The following is a 21,742-nucleotide window of genomic DNA, read 5'->3' on the forward strand; positions in this document are numbered from 1 at the left end:
GACCGACGAGGCGATGGCGATGGAGCGGCAGGGGCTGCGTCCGCGCCTGGTCGAGGGCCGCGAGGACAACTTCAAGGTCACCACGCCCGCCGACCTGGAGCGCTTCCGCTTCATACTCTCGCAACGCGGGCAGGCTGCGAGAATCCTGTAGGAGCGACGTGAGCCGCGAAGGGTTTCCCGCGGAAGTTTCATCGCGACTCACGCCGCTCCCACGGCAACCCGGACGCGATCCGCAGCAAGGAATGAACATGCAAGGCAATCTGAACATCCGCATCGGCCAGGGCTTCGACGTCCATGCCTTCGGCGAAGGGGATCACGTGATGCTCGGTGGCGTGCGCGTGCCGCACAGCCACGGCGTAGTCGCGCATTCGGATGGCGACGTGGTCATCCATGCGTTGTGCGATGCCCTGCTTGGCGCGCTGGCGCTGGGCGACATCGGCCAACACTTCCCGCCCAGCGATCCGCGTTGGAAGGATGCCGACAGCAGCGCCTTCCTGCGCCATTGCGACGCGCTGCTGCGCGAGCGCGGCTGGACGCTGGGCAATGCCGATGTGACCGTGATCTGCGAGCGTCCCAAGGTCGGGCCGCATGCGCAGGCGATGCGCGAGGTCCTGGCCGGCGTGCTCGGGGTCGCGGTCGACGCGATCAGCGTCAAGGCGACCACCTCCGAACGGCTCGGTTTCACCGGGCGCGGCGAAGGCATTGCGGCCCAGGCCGTGGTGTTGCTGGCGCGATGAACCTGCCCCGCGCCCACGGCGATGCGGTGCTGGCCGCGCGCATGCGCAGCCGCGCCGAGGACTTCTTCGTCGAGGAGCTGGACGGTTTTGCCGCCAGCGGCAGCGGCGAGCATCTGTTGCTGAGCGTGGAGAAGCGCGGGATGAACACCGCCTGGGCCGCGCAGAGGATCGCCCAGTGGGCCGGCGTCGACGTCGCCGCGATCGGCTACGCGGGGCAGAAGGACCGCCACGCGGTGACCCGCCAGCGCTTCAGCGTGCATCTGCCCCGACGCAACGCACCGCCACTGGAGCGCTTGTCGTACGAAGGCGAGGGCGGCGAGGCCCTGCGCCTGCTCGGGCACGACTGGCATGCGAAGAAACTGCCGCGTGGCGCCCTGGCCGGCAATCGCTTCGTGCTGGTGTTGCGCGGCGTGGAAGGCGAGCGCGACGCGATCGATGCGCGCCTGAAGACGGTCGCCGCGCGCGGCGTGCCCAACTACTTCGGCGAGCAGCGCTTCGGTCGCGGCGGCGACAATCTGCACGCGGCGTTGTCGATGTTCGCCGGGCGCCGGGTCGGGCGCGAGCAGCGCAGCCACCTGTTGTCCGCCGCGCGTTCGGCGCTGTTCAACCGGGTGCTGGCCGCGCGCGTCGCCGCCGGCTGCTGGGACACACCGCTGCAAGGCGAGGCGTGGATGCTCGACGGCAGCCGCAGCGTGTTCGGACCGGAACCGTATTCGGAACAGCTGGCCGAGCGTCTGGCCCGTTTCGACATCCATCCCAGCGGTCCGCTGTGGGGGCGCGGCGAGCTGCGCAGCCAGGACGAGGCCGCGGCAATGGAGCTCGTGGCGCTGGCCGAGCCGCCCGGCGAGGCCCTGCGTGCCGGGCTGGAGCGGGCCGGCTTGAAACAGGAGCGGCGCGCATTGCGCCTGCGGCCGGATGGCCTGGCGTGGAACTGGCCGGCGGAGGATGCGCTGGAGCTGCGCTTCGCGCTGCCGCCGGGCACTTATGCGACCTCGGTGCTGGCCGAGCTGGGCGAGGTCCGCGACGGGTCCTACGAAGCGGCCTGAGCGGATGAACGGGCGCGGGTGACCGTCCGTCGGATCCGTGGCAATTGGCACTGGCCCCGTGCGGGGGGCGGGTATATGCATGGAGTGCAGGCCCGGCAAGGGGTCGGGCCCCGGTAGCGACGGTCCTGTCGCGGCGGCATTGCCGCAGCGGCACCGTGCCGTCGCACCGACAATCCGGAGGTACCGTCATGAACGCCAGTCTCCGTGTCCTCGCGCTGTCACTCACCGTCGCCGGCCTCGCCGCCTGCGCCGGCATGCCGGAGAAATCCACCCAGGCCGAACGCGCGCCGTCCATCATGGACGCCGATGAAGCCTATGTCGCCTACGTCGAACGCGTCGCGCGCCGTCGCGGTATCGAAGTGGTATGGGTGAACGTCCCGCGAGCCAAGGCCGCCGAGCAGGACAGCGACGACTGACCGGGCATCCGGCGCGGCATGCGCCGATAGCCCCGGTCCGTGCTAGCGCCGCTTGGGCGGCGCCAGCAGCACCACGACCGCTCCGGTGCCGCCCTGCGCGGGCGGCGCCGAGTGGAAGGCGACCACGTCCGCGCGATGGCGCAGCAGGCGGTCGACCAGATTCTTCAGCACCGGCGCACCGTCGCCGTGCAGCCCCTTTCCGTGGATCACCCGCACGCAGCCCAGACCGTGACGGTGCGCGTCGCTGATGAAGGCCCGCAGCAATGCTTCGGCGCTGCGCGCGTCCGCACCGTGCAGGTCCAGCTCCTCCTGCGCCGAGATCTCGCCCCGGCGCAGCCGCTGCCAGCTGCGCGGCGGGACGCTGTCGCGGCGGTACGCCAGCAGATCGCCCGACTCCAGCGTCGGCATGTCCGCACCGGTCCGGAACGCATGGCGGGCATCGACCTCGTCCAGCTCGGCCATGCGTGCCCGCGGCCGGGGCCTGGGAGCGGACGGGGGCGGGGCGGGCGCGTCCAGCTCGCGCACCGCACCGATCGCCTCGCGGAACAGGGCGGCATCGTCGCTGTCGGGCGGCGGGGGTGTGCGCGATTTGGTCATGCGGCCAGCGTAACCTGAGCCGGCGCGATCGCAAGGTCGCGAGCGGGCGGCGACGGCGACGTGTCGGCGGCAATGGCTGCCGGTCCATCGGCTATCATGTGGGTCCGGCCCACGGTCGCGCGGCGACAGCCGCGGCAACCACGCCGGCCGGCCTTTCCGCAGCATAGCCGCAGCGCATCACGTCCATAGGGAGTCCATGCGAGTTCTGGTCAGCAACGACGACGGTGTCGACGCCCCCGGCATCCGTTTCCTTGCCGAAGGCCTGCGTGCCGCCGGCCATGAGGTCCTGGTGGTCGCGCCGGACCGCGATCGATCCGGGGCCAGCAACTCGCTGACCCTCGACGCCCCGGTGCGGGTCGTCCAGCTCGACGACAGCACCTGGCGTGTCCACGGCACCCCGACCGACTGCGTCCACGTGGCGATCACCGGCATGCTCGAGGTGGAGCCGGACATCGTCGTGTCGGGGATCAACAACACCGCCAACATGGGCGACGACGTGATCTATTCCGGGACCGTCGCCGCGGCGATGGAAGGCCGTTTCCTGGGCTTGCCGGCGATCGCGGTTTCGCTGAACACGGTCGATCACAACGGCAGGCACTTCGAGACCGCCGCCCGTGCCGCGGTCGAGATCATCGCCCGGCTGAGCACCGACCCGCTGCCGGCCGACACCATTCTCAACGTCAACGTGCCCGACCTGCCGTGGGAGCAGGTGCGCGGGTTCGAGGTCACCCGGCTGGGCAACCGCCATCGCGCCGAGGACTGCATCCCGCAGCAGGACCCGCGCGGCCGCTCCTGGTGGTGGATCGGCGCGGCCGGTCCCGAACAGGACGCCGGCCCCGGCACCGATTTCCACGCACTGCGCACCGGCCATATCGCGATCACCCCGATCCTGGTCGACCTGACCCGCTATCAGGCCCTGGACCAGGTCGCCAGCTGGGTCGACGGCCTGGGCGGCGCCCTGCAGCCGGCCGGGGAGGCGCGGCCATGAGCCTGCGCATGCGACTGCAGCCCGAAGCGCTGGGCACCGGCATGACCTCGCAGCGCGTGCGCGACCGCCTGGTCGAACGCCTGCGCGAGGAGGGCATCCGCGACGAGCGCGTGCTCAATGCGATCCGTATGGTGCCGCGGCACCTGTTCGTCGACGAAGCGCTGGCGACCCGCGCCTACGAGGACACCGCGCTGCCGATCGGTCACGGCCAGACCATCTCGCAGCCGTGGGTGGTCGCGCGGATGACCGAGGCGGTGCTGTCGGTGGCGCCGAAGAAGGTGCTGGAGATCGGCACCGGCTCCGGCTACCAGGCCGCGATCCTGGCCGCGCTCGGGCTGGAGGTGCATACCGTCGAGCGCATCGGCGAACTGCTGCGGGTCGCGCGCAAGCGCTTCCGCTCGCTGGGCATGAACGTGCGCAGCAAGCACGACGACGGCCATATCGGTTGGCCGGAGAACGGGCCGTTCGACGCGATCATGGTGACCGCGGCGGCGCCGGCCCTGGTCGATGCGCTGAGCGCGCAGCTCGCGCCCGGCGGCACCCTGGTCGCGCCGGTCGGAGGCGCCAGCTCGCAGTCGCTGGTGATGCTGCACAAGCAGAGCGACGGCTCGCTCAGCCAGCAGGCGTTGGCGCCGGTGGTGTTCGTGCCGTTGCTGTCCGGAATGATCGACTGATGCCGTCCGCCCATGGCGTCGGGGGCCGTATCGCCGCCGGAGTCCGAATGAGGCCGCTCTCGTGAGACTGTTCGGTCCGATCTACGACCGCTGCCTGGTGTGGGCGGCACACCATCGCGCGCCGCACTATCTGGCCGCGCTCAGCCTGGCCGAGTCGGTCTTCTTCCCGGTGCCGCCGGACGTGATGCTGGCGCCGATGGCGCTGTCGACGCCGCAGCGCTGGATGCGCCTGGCCGCGATCTGCACGATCGCCTCGGTCGTCGGCGGTGTCCTGGGCTACCTGCTTGGGCATTTCGCGCTGGAAGCGATCTGGCCGTGGATGCTCAAGCTGGGCTGGGACGCGCCGTTCTTCAGGGTCCAGGGATTGTTCGAGCGCTACGGCTTCTGGATCGTGTTCGTGGCCGCGTTCACGCCGATTCCCTACAAGGTGTTCACGATAGCGTCGGGTGCGACCGGCATCGGGCTGGTACCTTTCCTGCTGGGCTCGACCATCGGGCGCGGCGTGCGCTTCTTCCTGGTCGCCGGGCTGATCGCGTTCGGCGGCAAGCGGCTGGAGCAGACGCTGCGGCGCTACATCGAGATACTGGGCTGGGCCGTGGCCGTGCTGGTGGTTGGCGCGGTGGTCTGGCTGGAACTGCGCGGCTGAGCGCGTGTCCAAGCGGGACCGGAGCCTTCCTCCGGTGGCCGCGGGGACGAAACCAAGACACCGGAGGCCAAGGATCCGACGCATGACCATGACCCCATATTCCATTCTCCAGCGGGCGGCCCTGTGCGCCCTGATCGGCCTCGGCGTTGCCGCCTGTTCGAGCTCCGTGGTGCGCGAGAGCGGCTCCGGCGCGGGACCGGTCGCGGTGTCCAAGCCCAAGCCGGGCGCGTCCGTGGTAGTCCGCCGCGGCGACAACCTCTACCGCATCGCCACCGACAACGGCATCACCCTGCGCGACCTGGCCGCCTGGAACGGCATCGCCGCGCCGTACACCATCCATCCGGGGCAGCGGCTGCGGCTGTATCCGTCGGGCGGGCAGAGCGGCTCGACCGCGACCGCTTCGCGGCCGTCCAGCGGCAGCCGGCCGGGCGCGTCGGCGTCTTCCGGCAGCCGTCCCGCGACCGCGCCGGCAACGACGCCGGCGGCGCCGGTCAACAGCGGCCTGTCCTGGCGCTGGCCGGCCGATGGCGAGCTGATCAGCCGTTTCTCCGGCGGCGACCCGACCAAGCAGGGCGTCGACATCGCCGGGCGCAGCGGCGCGCCGGTGCGTTCGGCCGGCGATGGCGTGGTGGTGTATTCCGGTGCCGGCCTGGTCGGCTACGGCGAACTGATCATCATCAAGCACAACGACCAGTGGCTGTCGGCCTACGGTCACAACCGCAACCGCCTGGTCGCCGAGGGCGCGGTGGTCAAGTCAGGCCAGCAGATCGCCGAGATGGGGCGCAGCGGCGCCGATCGCGACATGCTGCATTTCGAGATTCGCTACAACGGCAAGCCGGTCGATCCGCTGCAGTACCTGCCCAGGCGCTGACGGGCGTCGGGCCGCCTTCCCGCAGGGGCGCCGGGTCGCCCCTCAGCGGGCGAGGATGAACGCCGCGACCACGCGGCGGCCCTCGCCGGCCAGGACGTTGAAGGTGCGGGCGGCGGCGGCGTTGCTCATCACTTCCAGTCCCACGCCCTGCGACAGGCAGGCGGCCATCACCGCCGCCGATGGAAACACCTGGGCCTCGCCGGTGCCCAGCAGTACCACTTCGGGCTTCAGCGCCAGTACCGGCGCCAGGTCGTCCGCGCCCAGCGCGCCGATGTCGGCGACCGCCCAGTCCTCGACCAGACGATCCGGCGCCAGTACGAAGCTCGATTCCAGTCGACGCTCATTGACCAGCGCGCTGCCGCCGTCGGCGCCGCGCAGGAAAAATTCGTGGTCGGGATGTTCGAGGGTCAGTTGCATCGGAATCGGGGCTGGAGCTGAGGCCTGAGTGAGGGCTCCCGCGAGCGTAGCGCAGGCCCTTCGATCGCCATCGCTCGGGTCCAGGCGCCGGTGTCCCGACGCCCGCAGGCCTTCACGCCCGCGGCAACACGATCTGGCGCTTGTCGCGGCTGGGCCGGTACAGCACGGCGGTATGGCCGATACGCTGGACCACGGCGGCCTCGGTGCGCTGCCCGAGTTCGCCGATCATGGCGTCGCGGGCCTCGCGATCCTCGGCCGCGACCTTGACCTTGATCAGCTCGTGGTGCTCGAGGGCGTTGTCGATCTCCGCCACCAACGCGTCGGTGACGCCCTTGCCGCCGACCTGCAGCATCGCTTTCAGGCCGTGGGCCTGGCCGCGCAGGAAACGGGTCTGGGCGGCGGTCAGCTGGATTGGCATCGGGGTCACGTGAACGGGCGGTGGAGGGCGCTCAGGGTATCATGACGGCCGCTTACCGATCCTATTACGGGGCTCCCGCGCCCATGGCCGCCCGCAGCAAGTCATCCCGCAGCAAGTCATCCCGCAGCAAGTCCAGCCAGCGCTGGCTGAAAGAGCATTTTTCCGATCCTTTCGTGAAGAAGGCCCAGGCCGAGGGCCTGCGGTCGCGCGCCGCGTTCAAGCTCGAGGAACTGGCCGAGCGCGACCGTCTGCTCAAGCCCGGCATGGTCGTGGTCGACCTGGGGGCGGCGCCGGGCGGCTGGTCGCAGTGGGTGCGCCAGGAGCTGGACCGGCTCGATTCCGCGCGCCCGGGCCGGGTCATCGCCCTGGACATCCTGGAGATGCCGCCGCTGGCCGGGGTCGAGTTCCTTCATGGGGATTTCAGGGAGGATGCGGTCCTATCGCAGCTGGAGGCTTCGCTGGGCGGCAAGCCGGTGGACCTTGTGCTGTCGGATATGGCCCCCAATAAGAGCGGTGTGGACGCGGTCGACATGCCACGCGCCATGTACCTGGCCGAGCTGGCGATGGATTTTGCCGATCACCACCTGCGGGTGGGCGGTACCTTCCTGATCAAGCTGTTCCAGGGCGTGGGGTTCGACGACTACGTCCGCGAACTGCGCCGCCGCTACGACAAGGTGGCGATCCGCAAACCGGCGGCGTCGCGGCGACGTTCGCCGGAGGTCTACGCGCTGGCACAGGGCAAGCGGGCCGCGATCAAGTAAGGTGGCGGCGGGCATTCGCGGTAGCGGCCGGCGCCAAGCTCGGTCAGACCGGATTCCAAGGCGCGGCGTCATACTGGTTGACGCGGCGCCCTCACAAGATTGGGCAACAGGTAACGTAACTACATGAACGATCTGGCCAAGAATCTCCTGCTCTGGGTTGTGGTCGCCGTCGTGCTGATGGTGGTGTTCCAGGCGTTCGGGCCGCGCACCGCCGGCTCCGAGACCCTGGCCTACGACCAGTTCGTCCACCAGGTGCAGAACAATCGCGTCTCCAAGATCAAGATCGACGCCGATCGCACCACGATCACCGGCGAACGTTCCGACGGCAGCAAGTTCACCACCTACAACCCCGGCGACAAGGATCTGGTCAACGACCTGATCAACCACAACGTCGCGGTCGAGCAGACGCCGCCGGACAGCGGCCCGTCGCTGCTGTACATCCTGATCAACATCCTGCCGTGGCTGCTGTTCATCGGCATCTGGATCTATTTCATGCGCCAGATGCAGCAGGGCGGCAGCAAGGGCGCGATGAGCTTCGGCAAGTCGCGCGCCAAGATGCAGGGCGAGAACGAGGTCAAGGTGACCTTCGCCGACGTCGCCGGCTGCGACGAGGCCAAGGAGGAGGTCGGCGAGCTGGTCGAGTTCCTGCGCGACCCGTCCAAGTTCCAGAAGCTCGGCGGCAAGATTCCGCGCGGCGTGCTGATGGTCGGCCCGCCGGGCACCGGCAAGACCCTGCTGGCGCGCGCGATCGCCGGCGAGGCCAAGGTGCCGTTCTTCAGCATTTCCGGTTCCGACTTCGTCGAGATGTTCGTCGGCGTCGGCGCCAGCCGCGTGCGCGACATGTTCGAGCAGGCCAAGAAGCACGCGCCGTGCATCATCTTCATCGACGAGATCGACGCGGTCGGCCGCCATCGCGGCGCCGGCCTGGGCGGCGGTCACGACGAGCGCGAGCAGACCCTGAACCAGTTGCTGGTGGAGATGGACGGCTTCGAGGGCGGCGAGGGCGTGATCGTGATCGCCGCGACCAACCGTCCCGACGTGCTCGATCCGGCGCTGCTGCGTCCGGGCCGTTTCGACCGCCAGGTGGTGGTCGGCCTGCCCGACGTGAAGGGCCGCGAGCAGATCCTGCGCGTGCACATGCGCAAGCTGCCGCTGGCCGACGATGTCGAGCCGATGACGATCGCGCGCGGCACCCCGGGTTTCTCCGGCGCCGATCTGGCCAACCTCTGCAACGAGGCCGCGCTGTTCGCCGCCCGCGAGAATGCCCGCGAGGTGCGGATGGAGTTCTTCGACAAGGCGCGCGACAAGATCCTGATGGGTGCCGAACGCCGCTCGATGGCGATGAGCGAGGACGAGAAGAAACTCACCGCCTACCACGAGGCCGGCCACGCGATCGTCGGACGGGTGGTGCCCGAGCACGACCCGGTCTACAAGGTCACCATCATTCCGCGCGGCCGCGCGCTGGGTGTGACCATGTACCTGCCCGAGGGCGACAAGTACAGCATCAACCGCGTGGCGATCCAGTCGCAGTTGTGCTCGCTGTATGGCGGCCGCGTCGCCGAGGAGCTGATCTTCGGCGCCGACAAGGTCACCACCGGCGCGTCCAACGACATCGAGCGCGCGACCAAGATGGCCCGCAACATGGTCACCAAGTGGGGCCTGTCCGACGAGATGGGGCCGATCGCCTACAGCGAGGACGAGGACGAGGTGTTCCTGGGCCGCTCGGTGACCCAGCACAAGAACGTCTCCGACGAGACCGCGCGCAAGATCGACATGGTCGTGCGCGGCATCCTCGACAAGGCCTATGCGGAGACCACCCGCATCCTCAACGACAACCTCGACAAGCTGCACGTGATGGCCGACGCGCTGCTGCAGTACGAGACCATCGACGCGCACCAGATCGACGAGATCATGGAAGGCCGTGTGCCGGGACCGCCGGCGGACTGGGTGAAGTCGGGCAAGGCGCCGAAGGACGATGCCGACAACACCCCGCCCGGCGCGGTGGTGGGACCGGCTGCGCAGACCTGAGTCCAGGGACCCGGGAATCTGCGGCGAGAAGGGCTGGAAGGGCGACCTTCCGGCCCTTTTCGTCTAGGCTGCCGGGACCGCGCGGGCGCCTGCCGCCGTCGGCGAAGACGGCGGACCCGCGCAGCCCCATTCCGCCCGGTGCCGGATCAGGTGCCAGGCCCGTTCGGAGACGAAGTCCGCCATGTTCGATACCGCCCCCTCGCTCGACTGCAACGGCCGCCGCCTGTCCCTCGACCGGCCGCGGGTCATGGGCATCGTCAATGTCACCCCCGATTCCTTCTCCGATGGCGGCGAGCACGCGACCACGGACGCGGCGGTCGCGCATGGACTGAGCTTGGTCGAGGAGGGCGCCGACATCCTCGATATCGGCGGCGAGTCGACCCGGCCCGGCGCCGAGGACGTGGGGCTGGAGGAGGAGCTGCGGCGGGTGCTGCCGGTGATCGAGGCGCTGGCGGCGAAGGTCGCGGTGCCGATCTCGGTCGACACCTCCAAGCCCGAGGTGATGCGTGCCGCGGTCGCCGCGGGAGCGGGGATCATCAACGATGTCTACGCGCTGCGCCGCGATGGTGCGCTGGAGGCGGCGGCGGACTGCGCGGTGCCGGTCGTGCTGATGCACATGCAGGGCGAGCCGCGCTCGATGCAGGCGGCGCCGCAGTACGACGACGTGGTCGCCGACGTGCACCGGTTCCTGGCCGAGCGCATCTTCGCCGCCGAGATGGCCGGGATCGACAAGAAGCGGATCGTGGTCGATCCCGGCTTCGGCTTCGGCAAGACGCTGGAACACAACCTGTTGCTGCTGGCGCAGTTGCAGCGTTTCTCCGAACTGGGCGTGCCGCTGCTGGCCGGGCTCTCGCGCAAGCGCAGCATCGGCGAGCTGACCGGCCGCGAGGACCCGCATGCGCGCGTGCACGGCTCGCTGGCGGCGCACCTGATCGCGGTCCAGCGCGGTGCGCGGATCGTCCGCGTGCACGACGTCGCCGCCACCGTCGATGCCTTGAAGGTCTGGGAGGCGGTCGCCGCACAGCCGCAGCCGCAGGCCTCGCAGGCCGCCTCGATCCGCTGGCCCGACGAAGACTAGGCCGGGACCTCAAGCGGCTGTTTCGCCCGCGTCGGTGCCGCCCCCCGGGCTGGCGGAGGAAGGCGTTCGACCCTGTCGTCCGGGTGTCGGATTCGAAACAACGGCCCGGCACGTTACCACCAGGCAGGATGCGGACGGCCCCATCCCGATCCTGTTCGAATCCCGCGGCTCCGGGCCGGCCCGCGCTGTCCGGTAGCGCTGAACCCGATCCGCGCGCCGGCAACGCCCTGGAAGGTGCCGGCCGCCATGGCCGGAGGCGGGCGTGACCCGGAGTCTCCCGGGCGCCGTTCCAGTGCCGAGGCCGCGTTTTCTTGGCGTCCGGGCCCCGGGCTCGGTGCCCATGGCAGGGACCGGTGTCGCGGCCGCCGTGGAAGCTTTCGCCCGGACCGTTCGCGGGCGGCTACCGCACGCGAAGAGGCGCTGGCGTGGCGATTGCCGGATCGGTGCCGCCTGGCATGACCGCGATGGCCGTCCCGGGCGGTGGTCGATATGCATTATGTCGAGCTGAATAATGGGTGTCGAATGAAATATTCACGTGACAATTAGAAACTGCCGCTTGTTGGCAGGCGAGTGAAGAATGTCTATGCAATGGTGAATATGTCGGGCGGGCCGGAAATATCCTTCATGCGGGCGTTCTGTGATTCCAATCACGGTGACATTGGGTGCCCGCCGGAATACTGCCGGCGGGTGATCGAGCGACATTATCGCCCGCCAATCAAATGGAATATCAATGGAGGGAAATTCCGATGAAAGCTTCGAGAATGATGGTCCTGGCGGTGCTGTGTTCGGGCGTCGTGGTGGGTACGGCGAGCGCGGCGGAGGGGACGTTCCAGAAGACCGGTGAAAAGGCGAGCTTCATCCATGGCGACAATCTGATCACCGGTGCGATGCCCGATCCCGGGCCCGCGATCACGGCGCGCCGGCAGACGCCGCAGCAGAAGGCCGAAGGCCTGAGTGCGGTCATGGTGACCCGCGACGGAGATGTGTACGAGTCGAACATGAACCCGGAGGATGTGGCGCTGCTGGAAGAGGCGATCAAGGCGATGGAGATCCTGGGTCGCGGGGCCATGACCGTGCCGGGAGCGGCGCCGACGGCGCCGATGCAACTGCTCGGCGGCGGCGATATCCGGATCAACCCCAGCTCCGTGATCGGCGCCGACGGCCGCATCCAGGTCACCAACACCGTGACCTCGCCGTACTGGCACATCGGCCGCATAGGCATTGGCTGCACCGGCACGCTGATCACCGCCAAGCACGTGCTCACCGCGGGCCACTGCGTGTCCGACGGTTCCGGCAACTGGTATTCCAGCCTGGACTTCACCCCGGGGCAGAACGGCAGCTACAAGCCGTGGGGCACCACCTCCTGGGCCCGCGCGGTGACCACCTCGGCCTGGCACAACAACCGCAACACCAACTACGACTACGCGCTGATCGTGCTCACCGAGCCGGCCCATGGCGGTCATGCCGCCTACGGCACGTACTCCGGCGGCACCCACACCATCACCGGTTACCCCGCCGACAAGCCGTTCGGCACGATGTGGCGGATGTCCGGCAGTGTGTGGACCAGTGGCTCCTACCGGCTGTGCTACACCATCGATACGTATGGGGGAAACAGCGGCAGCGGCATCTATGACAGCGGCAACGTGGTGCGTGGCGTGCATACCACCGGCTCGTCCACCCAGAATTGCGGCACGCGACTGACCAGCACGGTGTTCAACACCCTGCAGAACTGGATCTCGACCTATCCCTGATCGGTTCCGGCCAGGGTTTCGGCCAGCGGTATTGGCGATATTGCCGACCCGCCGGGGATGTGTCCGCGAGAGCGGCGCATCCCCGGTTCTTGCGCATGAAACCATCCAGCAGGAGATCGCAGCCAATGGCATCGTCGTTTCCGAGAAGAATATCCGCCGGCGCATTCGGGGCCGTAATGTCGTTCGCCCTGGTCGGATGTGCGAACGGGAGTGGCCATCAGGACTCCGGCCAGGAGGACCACGGGGACGTCGCGATGGAACGGGTCATGATCGTCGGTAGCGCCGAGACCCCCGACCCGGTGCTGGCACGGGTGCGCGAGCTCGAGGCGCGCGGACTGGTGAAGGATGTCGTCGTCCGCGAGTCGTTTCCTGTGCAGATCGAGCTGCGTGCCGCACGTGCGGTGATCGACGAGCTCGAGGCCATGCCTCGCAAGGGCGGACTGCGGTAGCGGGGAGGCGGTTCCGACCGCGATCGGCATCGCAGGTTAAGCTTGCCGGCGGGAGAAGGGCCGTCCCGGCCCGGGGAGATGCCATGACCGCCGACACGCCGCTGATCGTCACCTTCACTGTCTACCTGCTCGCGACGGTCGCGATCGGATTCATCGCCTGGCGTTCGACACGGACTTTCGACGACTACATCCTTGGCGGCCGCTCGCTCGGCAGCTACGTGACCGCGATGTCGGCGGGCGCCTCCGACATGAGCGGCTGGCTGTTGATGGGCTTGCCGGGCACGCTGTACGCCACCGGCGCGTCCAAGGCCTGGATCGCGTTCGGGCTCATCATCGGCGCCTGGGCGAACTGGCGCTTCGTCGCCGGGCCGCTGCGGATGTACACCGAGCGCACCCACAACGCGCTGACGCTGCCGGACTACTTCACCCACCGCTTCGCCGACCGCAGCCGGGTCCTGCGGGTGTTGTCGGCGCTGGTGATCCTGGTGTTCTTCGCCGTCTACTGCGCATCGGGCATCGTCGCCGGCGCGCGGTTGTTCGAGAGCGTGTTCGGCGTGCCCTACGCGCAGGCGATCTGGTACGGCGCCGCGGCGACGATCCTGTACACGCTGATCGGCGGATTCCTCGCCGTCAGCTGGACCGACACCGTGCAGGCCACGCTGATGATCTTCGCGCTGCTGATCACCCCGGTCATGGTGATCGTCGGCAACGGCGGCCTGGCGCCCAGTCTGGCGGTGATCGAACAGGTCGACCCATCGCGCCTGCAGTGGGTGGGCGCGGGAGGCGTCGTCGCTATCGTCTCGGCGATGGCCTGGGGCCTGGGCTATGTCGGCCAGCCGCATATCCTGGCGCGCTTCATGGCCGCCGACAGCGTCGCGACGATTCCCAGCGCGCGCCGGATCGGCATGACCTGGATGGTGCTGTGCCTGCTGGGTGCGATATCGGTGGGTTTCTTCGGCATCGCCTGGTTCGGCGCCCACCCGGAAGTCGCCGGGACGGTCAATGCGAACTCCGAACGCGTCTTCATCGTGCTGGCCGAACAGCTGTTCAATCCCTGGGTGGCCGGTGTCCTGCTGTCGGCGATCCTGGCGGCGGTGATGAGCACGCTGTCGTGCCAGTTGCTGGTCTGTTCCAGTGCGCTGACCGAAGACTTCTACCGCGGCTTCATCCGCAAGAACGCCGGCCATCGCGAGCTGGTCTGGATCGGTCGCGCGATGGTGCTGCTGGTCGCGCTGGTGGCGATCGGGATCGCGTCCAATCCCGACAACCGCGTACTGGGCCTGGTCAGTTACGCCTGGGCCGGCTTCGGTTCCGCATTCGGTCCGGTGGTGGTGCTGTCGCTGATGTGGAAGCGGATGACCCGCAACGGCGCGCTGGCCGGCATGGTGATCGGTGCGCTCACCGTGATCGTGTGGAAGCTGGTCGCGGTCGACCGCATGGGCAGCGGGCTGTACGAGATGGTGCCGGGCGTGATCGCGGCCACCGTGGCCATCGTGGTCGTCAGCCTGCTCGACAGGCAGCCGCCGGATGAGGTCCAGGCCACCCACGAGCAGGTGCGACTGAGTCTGCGCGAGAACGGCTATTGAGTCGGGCAACCTGCGTTTTTGCCGAGTTTTGTCAAGCATTCTGACTGGTCATTTTTTCGCCATGTTTGCGTCAGCCCTTGTGCCACAAGGTGATCGGGCGGTTGTTCCCGACACTGTCCGCAGGCTTGTCCACAGGCGTTGTGGACAGCTGAAACATGCTGGTCAAAAAATAGCCAAACATGCCCGGGGCCTTGCGGCAGCTACGCATCAGGCGGTTCTCAACAACGTTGTCCCAGCGGTTTTCCACAGCCTGTGTGGAAAGCGTGTCGCGCGCGGTCATGGACGCCGGTTCCATGCGCATGCCGGCGGTAGCGTCAGGACGCGCATCGAACCCGTGGCTGCGCATGTCCGCTGATCCGCGGCCGCTCGCGATCGCATTGATGGGCCCGACCGCATCGGGCAAGACCGCGCTCGCGATCGATTGGGCGCAGCGCCTGGGGGGGGAGATCGTCAGCGTCGACTCCGCCCTGGTCTACCGCGGCCTGGACATCGGCGCGGCGAAGCCCGGCGCGGACGAGCGCGCACGGGTCCGCCATCACCTGATCGACCTGCGCGAGCCCTGGCAGCCGTATTCCGCCGCCGAGTTCGCCGCCGATGCCCGCCGCGCGCTCGACGAAATCGTCGGGCGCGGGAGTATCCCGATTCTGGCCGGGGGGACCGGACTGTACTTCCAGGCCCTGCTCGAGGGCCTGTCGCCGATGCCCGAGGCCGATCCGGCGACCCGCGCCGCGATCGAGGCCGAGGCCGCTGTGCACGGTTGGCCGGCATTGCATGCCGAGCTGGCCGCGATCGACCCGGAGGCCGCCGCCCGCATCCACGCGACCGATCCGCAGCGGATCCAGCGGGCGCTGGAGGTGTGGCGATTGTCCGGACGCACGATCAGTGACTGGCGTCGGGAGTCGACTCCGCGCCTGCCGTACCGGGTGCTGAAGCTGGTGCTGGCGCCGCGCGATCGCGCGATCCTGCACGAACGCATCGCCCGGCGCTTCGATGCGATGCTCGCCGACGGTTTCCTGGACGAGGTCAGGGCGTTGCGCGCCCTGCCGCAGCTGCAGGCGCATCCGGCGCCGCGTGACCTGCCGGCGATCCGCGCGGTCGGCTACCGGCAGGCCTGGGAGTTTCTCGACGGGCAGGGCTCGGCCACGGACTTCCGCGATCGCGCGATCTTCGCCACCCGGCAACTGGCCAAGCGCCAGCTGACCTGGTTGCGCGGTCAGCTGGATGCGCGCTGGTTCGACCCGCAGGCCGGGACGGCGGCGCTGGAGGCGGCGTTGCGCCTGTTCGTGGAGCGTCCCGGGCGTCGCTGAGAGGGCGCGCAGGCGGATGGACGGGCAGGCGCGGCGCGCGCGGCAGGGTACACTTGCCGACCGGACGGATTTCACGAAATTCACCGCAGATGCGTTGCCGGCGGTGCCGGTGCGCTACCATCGGCCGGTCGCCGGCATGGGGAGCGTGTCCGGCGGCATGGCCTGCGTCCGGTACGCGGCCCACCTATAACTAGAACAGCATGGGGAAAACTTGATGTCCAAGGGACAATCCTTGCAGGATCCATTCCTGAATGCGCTGCGGCGCGAGCGAGTGCCGGTTTCGGTCTATCTGGTCAACGGCATCAAACTACAGGGCACCATCGAGTCCTTCGACCAGTTCGTGGTCCTGCTGCGCAACACCGTCAGCCAGATGGTCTACAAGCACGCGATTTCGACCGTGGTGCCGGCGCGCAATGTCCGTGTCGGTCCCGGCGGCGGCTACGTGCAGACCGGGCAGGGCGACGGCAACGGCAACGGCCAAGACGAAAGCGAATGAACGCCCCGGCGCAGGGAAGCCCCCGGCGGGCTTTCCCTGCGCGGGCGCCGAACAGGGGCCCTGGCGGCCATTGAAATCGGCGCATTCGCCCCGAATTCGGTGGCGATGACACTCCATTCATTGAATCCGCGCGGTTGCGGTACCGGCTTCCGTGTCCGCAGGACGTGCCTGCGGGGGACGCGCACGCATGTTTGAACGATCCCGCAAGGGCGAGCGTGCGCTGCTGATCCAGCCCTATGCGAACCAGCCGCAATCCGGAGGCGCACCGGACCCGGACCTGCTCGAGGAGTTTGCCGACCTGGCCCGCTCCGCCGGCGCCACGGTCACGGTCCTGCTGACCGCGCGCATCGACCGCCCCAATCCCGCGACCCTGATCGGCAGCGGCAAGCTGGAGGAGGTCAGGGCGGCCGCCGACGCCAGCGGCGCCGACCTGATCCTGGTCAACCACCCGCTGACACCGGTGCAGGAGCGCAACCTCGAACGGGCGCTGCAGCGTCGCGTCGTCGACCGCACCGGCCTGATCCTCGACATCTTCGCCCAGCGTGCGCAGAGCCACGAGGGCAAGCTGCAGGTCGAACTCGCCCAGTTGCGCCACCTGGCCACCCGCCTGGTTCGCGGCTGGACCCACCTGGAGCGCCAGCGCGGCGGCTCGATCGGCCTGCGCGGCCCCGGCGAGACCCAGCTGGAAACCGACCGCCGCCTGTTGCAGAAGCGCGTCGACATGCTGCAGAAGCGTCTCGAAAAGGTCGAGGTGCAGCGAACCCAGATGCGCCGCGCGCGGGTGCGCAGCGAGTTGCCGCGGGTGGCCCTGGTCGGCTACACCAATGCCGGCAAGTCGACCCTGTTCAATGCGTTGACCGGCGCCGAGGCCTACGCCGCCGACAAGCTGTTCGCGACCCTGGACCCGACCGTGCGCCGGATCGGCCTGGCCTCGGACGCGGGAGCGACGCGGGGCGGCTCCGGCGGCGGCGTGGTGCTGGCCGACACCGTCGGCTTCGTCCGCGATCTGCCGCACGAACTGGTCGCGGCGTTCCGCTCGACCCTGTCCGAGGCCCGCGAGGCCGACCTGCTGCTGCACGTGGTAGACGCGGCCGATCCGGCCCGTCACGAGCGCATCGCCCAGGTCGACGCGGTATTGGCCGAGATCGGCGCCGGCGATCTGCCGCAGCTGCTGGTGTTCAACAAGATCGACCGCCTCGGCGACGATCCCGACGACGACGGCGCGGGGACACCGGCGCGGCCGTTCGAACCGCGCCTGGACCGGCCGGCCGAGGGCCGTTCTCGGGTGTGGCTGTCGGCCCGCGACGGACGCGGCCTGGACCTGCTGCGGCAGGCCCTGGCCGAGGCGCTGGAGCTGCGCCACGTCGGAGGCCGGGTGCGGGTGCCGCCGCAAGCGGCGCGCCTGCGCGCGAAGCTGTACGAGCTGGGCGCGGTCAAGGCCGAGGTCGCCGACGAGGACGGCTGGCAGGTCGAGGTCGAGCTGGCGATGAGCGACGCCCGCCGCCTGTTCGCGCAACCGCACGGCGAATGGCTGCGTCCGCTGGTCGAAGACGCGGCGGGCGGGGCCGCCGGGCCCGCTTAGCCGGGCCCTTCGGCGAAGGGCGGTCCCGGGAGGTCGCGGTCGATGCCGGTCGTGGCCGCTGGGGCGGCTTGCTTGAGGCCGGTCCGGCCCCCACCTAGAATCCACCGGTGTCGCATCATCCGCATTCAGCGACCGCCGAATCCGGTCGCGACCGCGACAACGCCTTCAGAACTTGGAGCAGGCATGGCCTGGAATACCCCTGGCAACAACGACTCCGGCGGCAACCGCTCGCCGCGACGACAACGTCCGGGCGGTGGCGGTTTCGACGCCATCCTCGATCAGTTCCGCAGTGTCTTCGGCGGTGGCGGCGGTGCCGGCATCGGTCGCTGGGTGCTGCTGGTGCTGGGCCTGTTCCTGATCTTCAACTGCTTCGTGCTGATCGCCGAGACCCAGCGCGGCGTGGTGCTGCGCTTCGGCCAGTTCTCGCGGGTGATGCAGCCCGGTCCGCACCTGAAGCTGCCGTGGCCGCTGGAGCGGGTGACCAAGGTCGACGCGACCCGCATCCGTACCGAGAGTTTCAACGTGCCGGTGCTGACCAGCGACGAGAACATCGTCCACGTCGAGATGAACGTGCAGTACCAGGTCAGCGATCCGCAGCTGTACCTGTTCGGCACCCGCGCCGCCGACGAGGTGCTGCGCCAGGCGGCGCTGAGCAGCATGCGCGAACAGGTCGGCCGTTCCACCCTCGACATCGTGCTGGGCTCGCGCAGCGCGCTGGCGACCTCTTCGCGCGAACAGCTGCAGGCCTCGCTGGACGCCTACCGCACCGGCCTGCTGGTGACCGAGCTGAACCTGCCCAACGCGCGTCCGCCCGAGCAGGTCAAGCCGGCCTTCGACGACGTCAACAGCGCGCAGCAGGAGCGCGAGCGCCTGATCAGCGAGGCCCGTGCCTACGCGGCCCGGGTCGTGCCCGAGGCGCGAGGCACCGCCGCCCGCGTGCGTACCGCCGCCGAAGGCTACAAGGCCGAGGTGGTCGCGCGCGCCCAGGGTGACGCCGACCGCTTCTCGCTGCTGGTCGACGAGTACAAGCAGGCCCCCGAGGTCACCCGCAAGCGCCTGTGGCTGGAGACCGTGCAGCGGGTGCTGGGCCAGAATCGCAAGATCGTCGGCGGCGATTCGCGCCAGCTGATCTACGCGCCGATGGACGGCGCCCGCGGCGGTTCGCCGGCCCCGGTCGCCCCGGAGTTGCTCGCCCCGACCCTGAGCATGCCCGAGTCGTCCACCCCGCGCCCGGCCCGCACCGGCCGTGAGCCGCGTCCCAGCGGCCGACAGGAGCCCCGTCAATGAAGGCCCCCATCTGGATCGCCGTGATCGTCGCGGCCCTGTTCACCCTGCTTGGCTCGGTCTTCGTGGTGAAGGAAGGCGAGACCGCGATCGTGCTCAACCTCGGCCGTGTGTCCCGCGCCGATCTCGGCCCCGGCCTGCACTTCAAGGTGCCGCTGATCGAGAACGCGCTGGTGTTCGACCGCCGCCTGCAGGTGCTCGACGCCACGCCCGAACGCTACCTGACCTCCGAGCGCAAGGACGTCAGCGTCGACTTCTTCTCGCTGGGCCAGATCGACGACGCCACCGCGTTCTTCCGTGCCACCGGCGGCGACGAGAGCGTCGCGGTCAACCGGCTCGTGCCGATCGTCAAGGACTCCCTGCGCAACGAGATCAACGCTCGCACCCTGCAACAGGTGGTGTCCGGCGACCGCTCGGAGATGATCGACGCGCAGTTGGAGAAGATCAACGAAGGCGCGTCCACGTTGGGCGTGCGCATCGTCGACCTGCGCATCAAGCAGATCGACCTGCCCACCGACAGCGAGGTCATCAACAATGTCTATGCGCGGATGAGCGCGCAGCGCCGCCAGGTCGCCAGCGCTCTGCGCGCGGCCGGCGAGGAGCAGTCCCGCCAGATCCGCGCCGAAGCCGACCGCGAGCAGACCGTGCTGGTGGCCGAGGCCGAGCGCGACGCCCAGCGCCTGCGCGGTGAGGGCGATGCCGAAGCGGCCAGGACCTATGCCTCGGCGGCCAACAAGGATCCGGCGTTCTACGCGTTCCAGCGCAGCCTGGAGGCCTACCGCGAATCCTTCAGGGACGGTCAGGCACTGATCGTGCTCGACCAGGACGATCCGTTCCTGCAGTACCTCGGGAACGACCGCTGAGGTGAGCGACGAGCTGCTGTCGGCGATCTGTCTGGTCGCCGTGCTGGAAGGGCTGTTCCTGTTCGTCGCCCCGGGCGGATGGAAGCGTGCGGCGGAACAGCTGTATGCGATGCCTGATCGGCAGTTGCGGGTGGTCGGCGGGGTTTTCGTGGCCGCCGGCCTGCTCGCGCTGTGGTGGGTGCGACGGGCGTTGTGAGGCGGCGTCCGAACGGCATATGAACCCGGGCCGCCGGCATGCCGGTGGCGGTGCGGAAGCACTGGCCCTCGGGCCCCGAAACCCGGATAATGCACAAAAGCCGGATGGGCCCGCTCGCCACGAGCCGCCCACCGGCTTTTTCCGTGTCCGGCCCTGTAGCAGCGGCGTGAATCGCGCCTGCCAGGCCCGGCGACGGGCGTTCGCGGCTTGTGCCGCTCCTACGGAACAAATCAGGAGTCTCCCGTCATGGGTCAGTCAGTCGTGGTGTTGGGTGCGCAGTGGGGCGACGAGGGCAAGGGCAAGATCGTCGATCTGCTGACCGAGGAGATCGGCGCCGTCGTCCGCTTCCAGGGCGGGCACAATGCCGGCCACACCCTGGTCATCGGCGGCAAGAAGACCGTCCTGCACCTGATCCCGTCGGGCATCCTGCGCGAAGGCGCGCTGTGCCTGATCGGCAACGGCGTGGTCCTGAGCCCGGCCGCGCTGCGCAAGGAGATCGACGAGCTGGAGGCGACCGGCGTGGACGTGCGTTCGCGGCTGAAGATCAGCCCGGCGACGCCGCTGATCATGCCGTACCACATCGCCCTGGACCAGGCGCGCGAGAAGGCCGCAGGCGGCAAGGCGATCGGCACCACCGGCCGCGGTATCGGCCCGGCCTACGAGGACAAGGTGGCGCGTCGCGGCATCCGCGTCGCCGACCTGCATTACCCCGACCAGCTGGCCGAGAAGCTGCGCGCCGCGCTGGACTACCACAACTTCGTGCTGACCAATTACCTGGGCGTGGAAGCGGTCGACTTCCAGAAGACCCTGGACGAGGCGCTGGAGTTCGGCGAATACGTGCAGCCGATGAAGTCCGACGTCGCCGGCATCCTTCACGACCTGCGCAAGCAGGGCAAGCGGGTGCTGTTCGAAGGCGCGCAGGGCTCGCTGCTGGACATCGACCACGGCACCTATCCGTACGTGACCTCGTCCAACACCACCGTCGGTGGCGCGCTGGCCGGCGCCGGCGTCGGTGCGGATGCGATCGACTACGTGCTGGGCATCTGCAAGGCCTATGCGACCCGCGTCGGTGGCGGCCCGTTCCCGACCGAACTGCACGACGAGGTCGGCCAGGGCATCCGCGACCGCGGCCAGGAGTACGGCGCCACCACCGGACGCCCGCGTCGCTGCGGCTGGATCGACATCGTCGCGCTCAAGCGCGCGGTCGCGATCAACGGCATCACCGGCCTGTGCATCACCAAGCTGGACGTGCTCGACGGCATGGAGACGCTGAAGATCTGCATCGCCTACGAGTACCGCGGCAAGCGGACCGAGTACGCGCCGCTGGACGCCGCCGGCTGGGACGAGTGCACCCCGGTCTACCTGGAGTTCCCGGGCTGGGAGGAGAACACCCACGGCATCACCGAGTGGGACAAGCTGCCGCCGGCCGCGCGCGCCTACCTGCGTGCGCTGGAGGAACTGGCCGGCTGCCCGCTGGCGATCGTCTCCACCGGTCCGGACCGCGAGCACACCATGGTGCTGCAGGACCCGTTCGCCTGAACGGTGCCGTTG

The 21,742-nt window shown here is 69.2% G+C and carries 25 protein-coding genes; 21 read left to right on the forward strand and 4 right to left on the reverse strand.

Annotated features, from left to right (window positions below):
• The 4 genes from FKV24_RS08650 to FKV24_RS08665 all read left to right on the forward strand — a co-directional run.
• On the forward strand, window positions 1-151 hold a 151-nt coding region (locus FKV24_RS08650; RefSeq protein ID WP_211371826.1), incomplete at its 5' end, for a 2-C-methyl-D-erythritol 4-phosphate cytidylyltransferase.
• A gap of 97 nt (window positions 152-248) precedes the next feature.
• Complete coding sequence (gene ispF / locus FKV24_RS08655) at window positions 249-737, forward strand: 2-C-methyl-D-erythritol 2,4-cyclodiphosphate synthase (protein WP_111268109.1); 489 nt, start codon at window positions 249-251, stop codon at window positions 735-737.
• Window positions 734-1,783, forward strand: a complete 1,050-nt coding sequence (truD, locus tag FKV24_RS08660) for a tRNA pseudouridine(13) synthase TruD (RefSeq protein WP_141482091.1) — start codon at window positions 734-736, stop codon at window positions 1,781-1,783. The genes ispF and truD overlap by 4 nt, the downstream gene beginning before the upstream one ends.
• A 188-nt stretch (window positions 1,784-1,971) precedes the next feature.
• Window positions 1,972-2,199, forward strand: a complete 228-nt coding sequence (locus tag FKV24_RS08665; protein ID WP_141482092.1) for a hypothetical protein — start codon at window positions 1,972-1,974, stop codon at window positions 2,197-2,199.
• 42 nt (window positions 2,200-2,241) lie between these two features.
• Here the strand turns inward: FKV24_RS08665 and FKV24_RS08670 are convergent, their stop codons facing one another.
• Window positions 2,242-2,796 carry a Smr/MutS family protein gene (locus FKV24_RS08670; RefSeq protein ID WP_111266920.1) on the reverse strand — a complete coding sequence of 185 codons (555 nt, stop codon included), beginning with the start codon at window positions 2,794-2,796 and terminating at the stop codon, window positions 2,242-2,244.
• Window positions 2,797-2,992: 196 nt separating this feature from the next.
• Between FKV24_RS08670 and surE the strand changes: the two genes are divergently transcribed.
• From surE to FKV24_RS08690, 4 genes are all read left to right on the forward strand, one after another.
• Complete coding sequence (gene surE, locus FKV24_RS08675) at window positions 2,993-3,784, forward strand: 5'/3'-nucleotidase SurE (RefSeq protein WP_111266919.1); 792 nt, start codon at window positions 2,993-2,995, stop codon at window positions 3,782-3,784.
• Window positions 3,781-4,458, forward strand: coding sequence for a protein-L-isoaspartate(D-aspartate) O-methyltransferase (locus FKV24_RS08680; RefSeq protein ID WP_111266918.1), 678 nt, complete (start codon window positions 3,781-3,783; stop codon window positions 4,456-4,458). The genes surE and FKV24_RS08680 overlap by 4 nt, the downstream gene beginning before the upstream one ends.
• A gap of 61 nt (window positions 4,459-4,519) precedes the next feature.
• On the forward strand, window positions 4,520-5,104 hold the full coding sequence (locus FKV24_RS08685) for a YqaA family protein (protein ID WP_111266917.1): 585 nt from the start codon (window positions 4,520-4,522) through the stop codon (window positions 5,102-5,104).
• Between the two features lie 82 nt (window positions 5,105-5,186).
• The gene (locus FKV24_RS08690) at window positions 5,187-5,975 is read left to right on the forward strand and encodes a peptidoglycan DD-metalloendopeptidase family protein (protein ID WP_141482093.1); all 789 of its coding nucleotides are present in this window, start codon (window positions 5,187-5,189) and stop codon (window positions 5,973-5,975) included.
• A gap of 42 nt (window positions 5,976-6,017) precedes the next feature.
• On the opposite strand, the gene FKV24_RS08695 is transcribed toward FKV24_RS08690, so the two are convergent.
• The gene (locus FKV24_RS08695; protein WP_141482094.1) at window positions 6,018-6,392 is read right to left on the reverse strand and encodes an Mth938-like domain-containing protein; all 375 of its coding nucleotides are present in this window, start codon (window positions 6,390-6,392) and stop codon (window positions 6,018-6,020) included.
• 112 nt (window positions 6,393-6,504) lie between these two features.
• Window positions 6,505-6,810 (reverse strand): ribosome assembly RNA-binding protein YhbY, encoded by a 306-nt coding sequence (gene yhbY, locus FKV24_RS08700; protein WP_111266914.1) that lies wholly within the window; start codon window positions 6,808-6,810, stop codon window positions 6,505-6,507.
• Window positions 6,811-6,893: 83 nt separating this feature from the next.
• Here yhbY and rlmE point away from each other — a divergent pair, with 83 nt between their 5' ends.
• The 6 genes from rlmE to putP all read left to right on the forward strand — a co-directional run bounded on the left by rlmE (window position 6,894) and on the right by putP (window position 14,463).
• On the forward strand, window positions 6,894-7,571 hold the full coding sequence (rlmE, locus tag FKV24_RS08705; protein ID WP_141482095.1) for a 23S rRNA (uridine(2552)-2'-O)-methyltransferase RlmE: 678 nt from the start codon (window positions 6,894-6,896) through the stop codon (window positions 7,569-7,571).
• A 123-nt stretch (window positions 7,572-7,694) separates the two neighbouring features.
• Window positions 7,695-9,599: an ATP-dependent zinc metalloprotease FtsH gene (gene ftsH / locus FKV24_RS08710; protein WP_111266912.1), complete on the forward strand. Its 1,905-nt coding sequence runs from the start codon at window positions 7,695-7,697 to the stop codon at window positions 9,597-9,599.
• Between the two features lie 181 nt (window positions 9,600-9,780).
• Window positions 9,781-10,677, forward strand: a complete 897-nt coding sequence (gene folP, locus FKV24_RS08715; protein WP_141482096.1) for a dihydropteroate synthase — start codon at window positions 9,781-9,783, stop codon at window positions 10,675-10,677.
• A 746-nt stretch (window positions 10,678-11,423) separates the two neighbouring features.
• A complete protein-coding gene (locus FKV24_RS08720; RefSeq protein WP_211371824.1) occupies window positions 11,424-12,428 on the forward strand; it encodes a trypsin-like serine peptidase in 1,005 nt (334 codons plus the stop codon).
• Window positions 12,429-12,694: 266 nt separating this feature from the next.
• Window positions 12,695-12,877, forward strand: coding sequence for a hypothetical protein (locus tag FKV24_RS08725; RefSeq protein ID WP_141482097.1), 183 nt, complete (start codon window positions 12,695-12,697; stop codon window positions 12,875-12,877).
• Between the two features lie 83 nt (window positions 12,878-12,960).
• Window positions 12,961-14,463, forward strand: coding sequence for a sodium/proline symporter PutP (putP, locus tag FKV24_RS08730; RefSeq protein WP_141482098.1), 1,503 nt, complete (start codon window positions 12,961-12,963; stop codon window positions 14,461-14,463).
• A gap of 70 nt (window positions 14,464-14,533) precedes the next feature.
• Here putP and FKV24_RS08735 read toward each other — a convergent pair whose 3' ends face one another.
• Window positions 14,534-14,743 (reverse strand): hypothetical protein, encoded by a 210-nt coding sequence (locus FKV24_RS08735; protein ID WP_141482099.1) that lies wholly within the window; start codon window positions 14,741-14,743, stop codon window positions 14,534-14,536.
• Between the two features lie 64 nt (window positions 14,744-14,807).
• On the opposite strand from FKV24_RS08735, the gene miaA reads away from it, so the two are divergent.
• From miaA to FKV24_RS08770, 7 genes are all read left to right on the forward strand, one after another.
• Entirely contained in the window at window positions 14,808-15,770 is a 963-nt protein-coding gene (miaA, locus tag FKV24_RS08740; protein WP_141482100.1) for a tRNA (adenosine(37)-N6)-dimethylallyltransferase MiaA, read from the forward strand.
• 214 nt (window positions 15,771-15,984) lie between these two features.
• A complete protein-coding gene (hfq, locus tag FKV24_RS08745) occupies window positions 15,985-16,266 on the forward strand; it encodes an RNA chaperone Hfq (protein WP_141482101.1) in 282 nt (93 codons plus the stop codon).
• A gap of 187 nt (window positions 16,267-16,453) precedes the next feature.
• Window positions 16,454-17,848, forward strand: coding sequence for a ribosome rescue GTPase HflX (gene hflX, locus FKV24_RS08750; RefSeq protein ID WP_141482102.1), 1,395 nt, complete (start codon window positions 16,454-16,456; stop codon window positions 17,846-17,848).
• 183 nt (window positions 17,849-18,031) lie between these two features.
• Window positions 18,032-19,135, forward strand: coding sequence for an FtsH protease activity modulator HflK (gene hflK, locus FKV24_RS08755; protein WP_141482103.1), 1,104 nt, complete (start codon window positions 18,032-18,034; stop codon window positions 19,133-19,135).
• The gene (gene hflC, locus FKV24_RS08760; protein WP_141482104.1) at window positions 19,132-19,995 is read left to right on the forward strand and encodes a protease modulator HflC; all 864 of its coding nucleotides are present in this window, start codon (window positions 19,132-19,134) and stop codon (window positions 19,993-19,995) included. Before hflK ends, hflC begins: the two co-directional genes overlap by 4 nt.
• Window position 19,996: 1 nt before the next feature.
• Window positions 19,997-20,191, forward strand: a complete 195-nt coding sequence (locus FKV24_RS08765) for a DUF2065 domain-containing protein (RefSeq protein ID WP_111266902.1) — start codon at window positions 19,997-19,999, stop codon at window positions 20,189-20,191.
• A 246-nt stretch (window positions 20,192-20,437) separates the two neighbouring features.
• A complete protein-coding gene (locus FKV24_RS08770) occupies window positions 20,438-21,730 on the forward strand; it encodes an adenylosuccinate synthase (protein ID WP_141482105.1) in 1,293 nt (430 codons plus the stop codon).
• Window positions 21,731-21,742: the final 12 nt, after the last annotated feature.

The sequence above is a fragment of the Marilutibacter maris genome (assembly GCF_006546735.2).
GTDB classification, from domain to species: Bacteria; Pseudomonadota; Gammaproteobacteria; order Xanthomonadales; family Xanthomonadaceae; genus Marilutibacter; species Marilutibacter maris.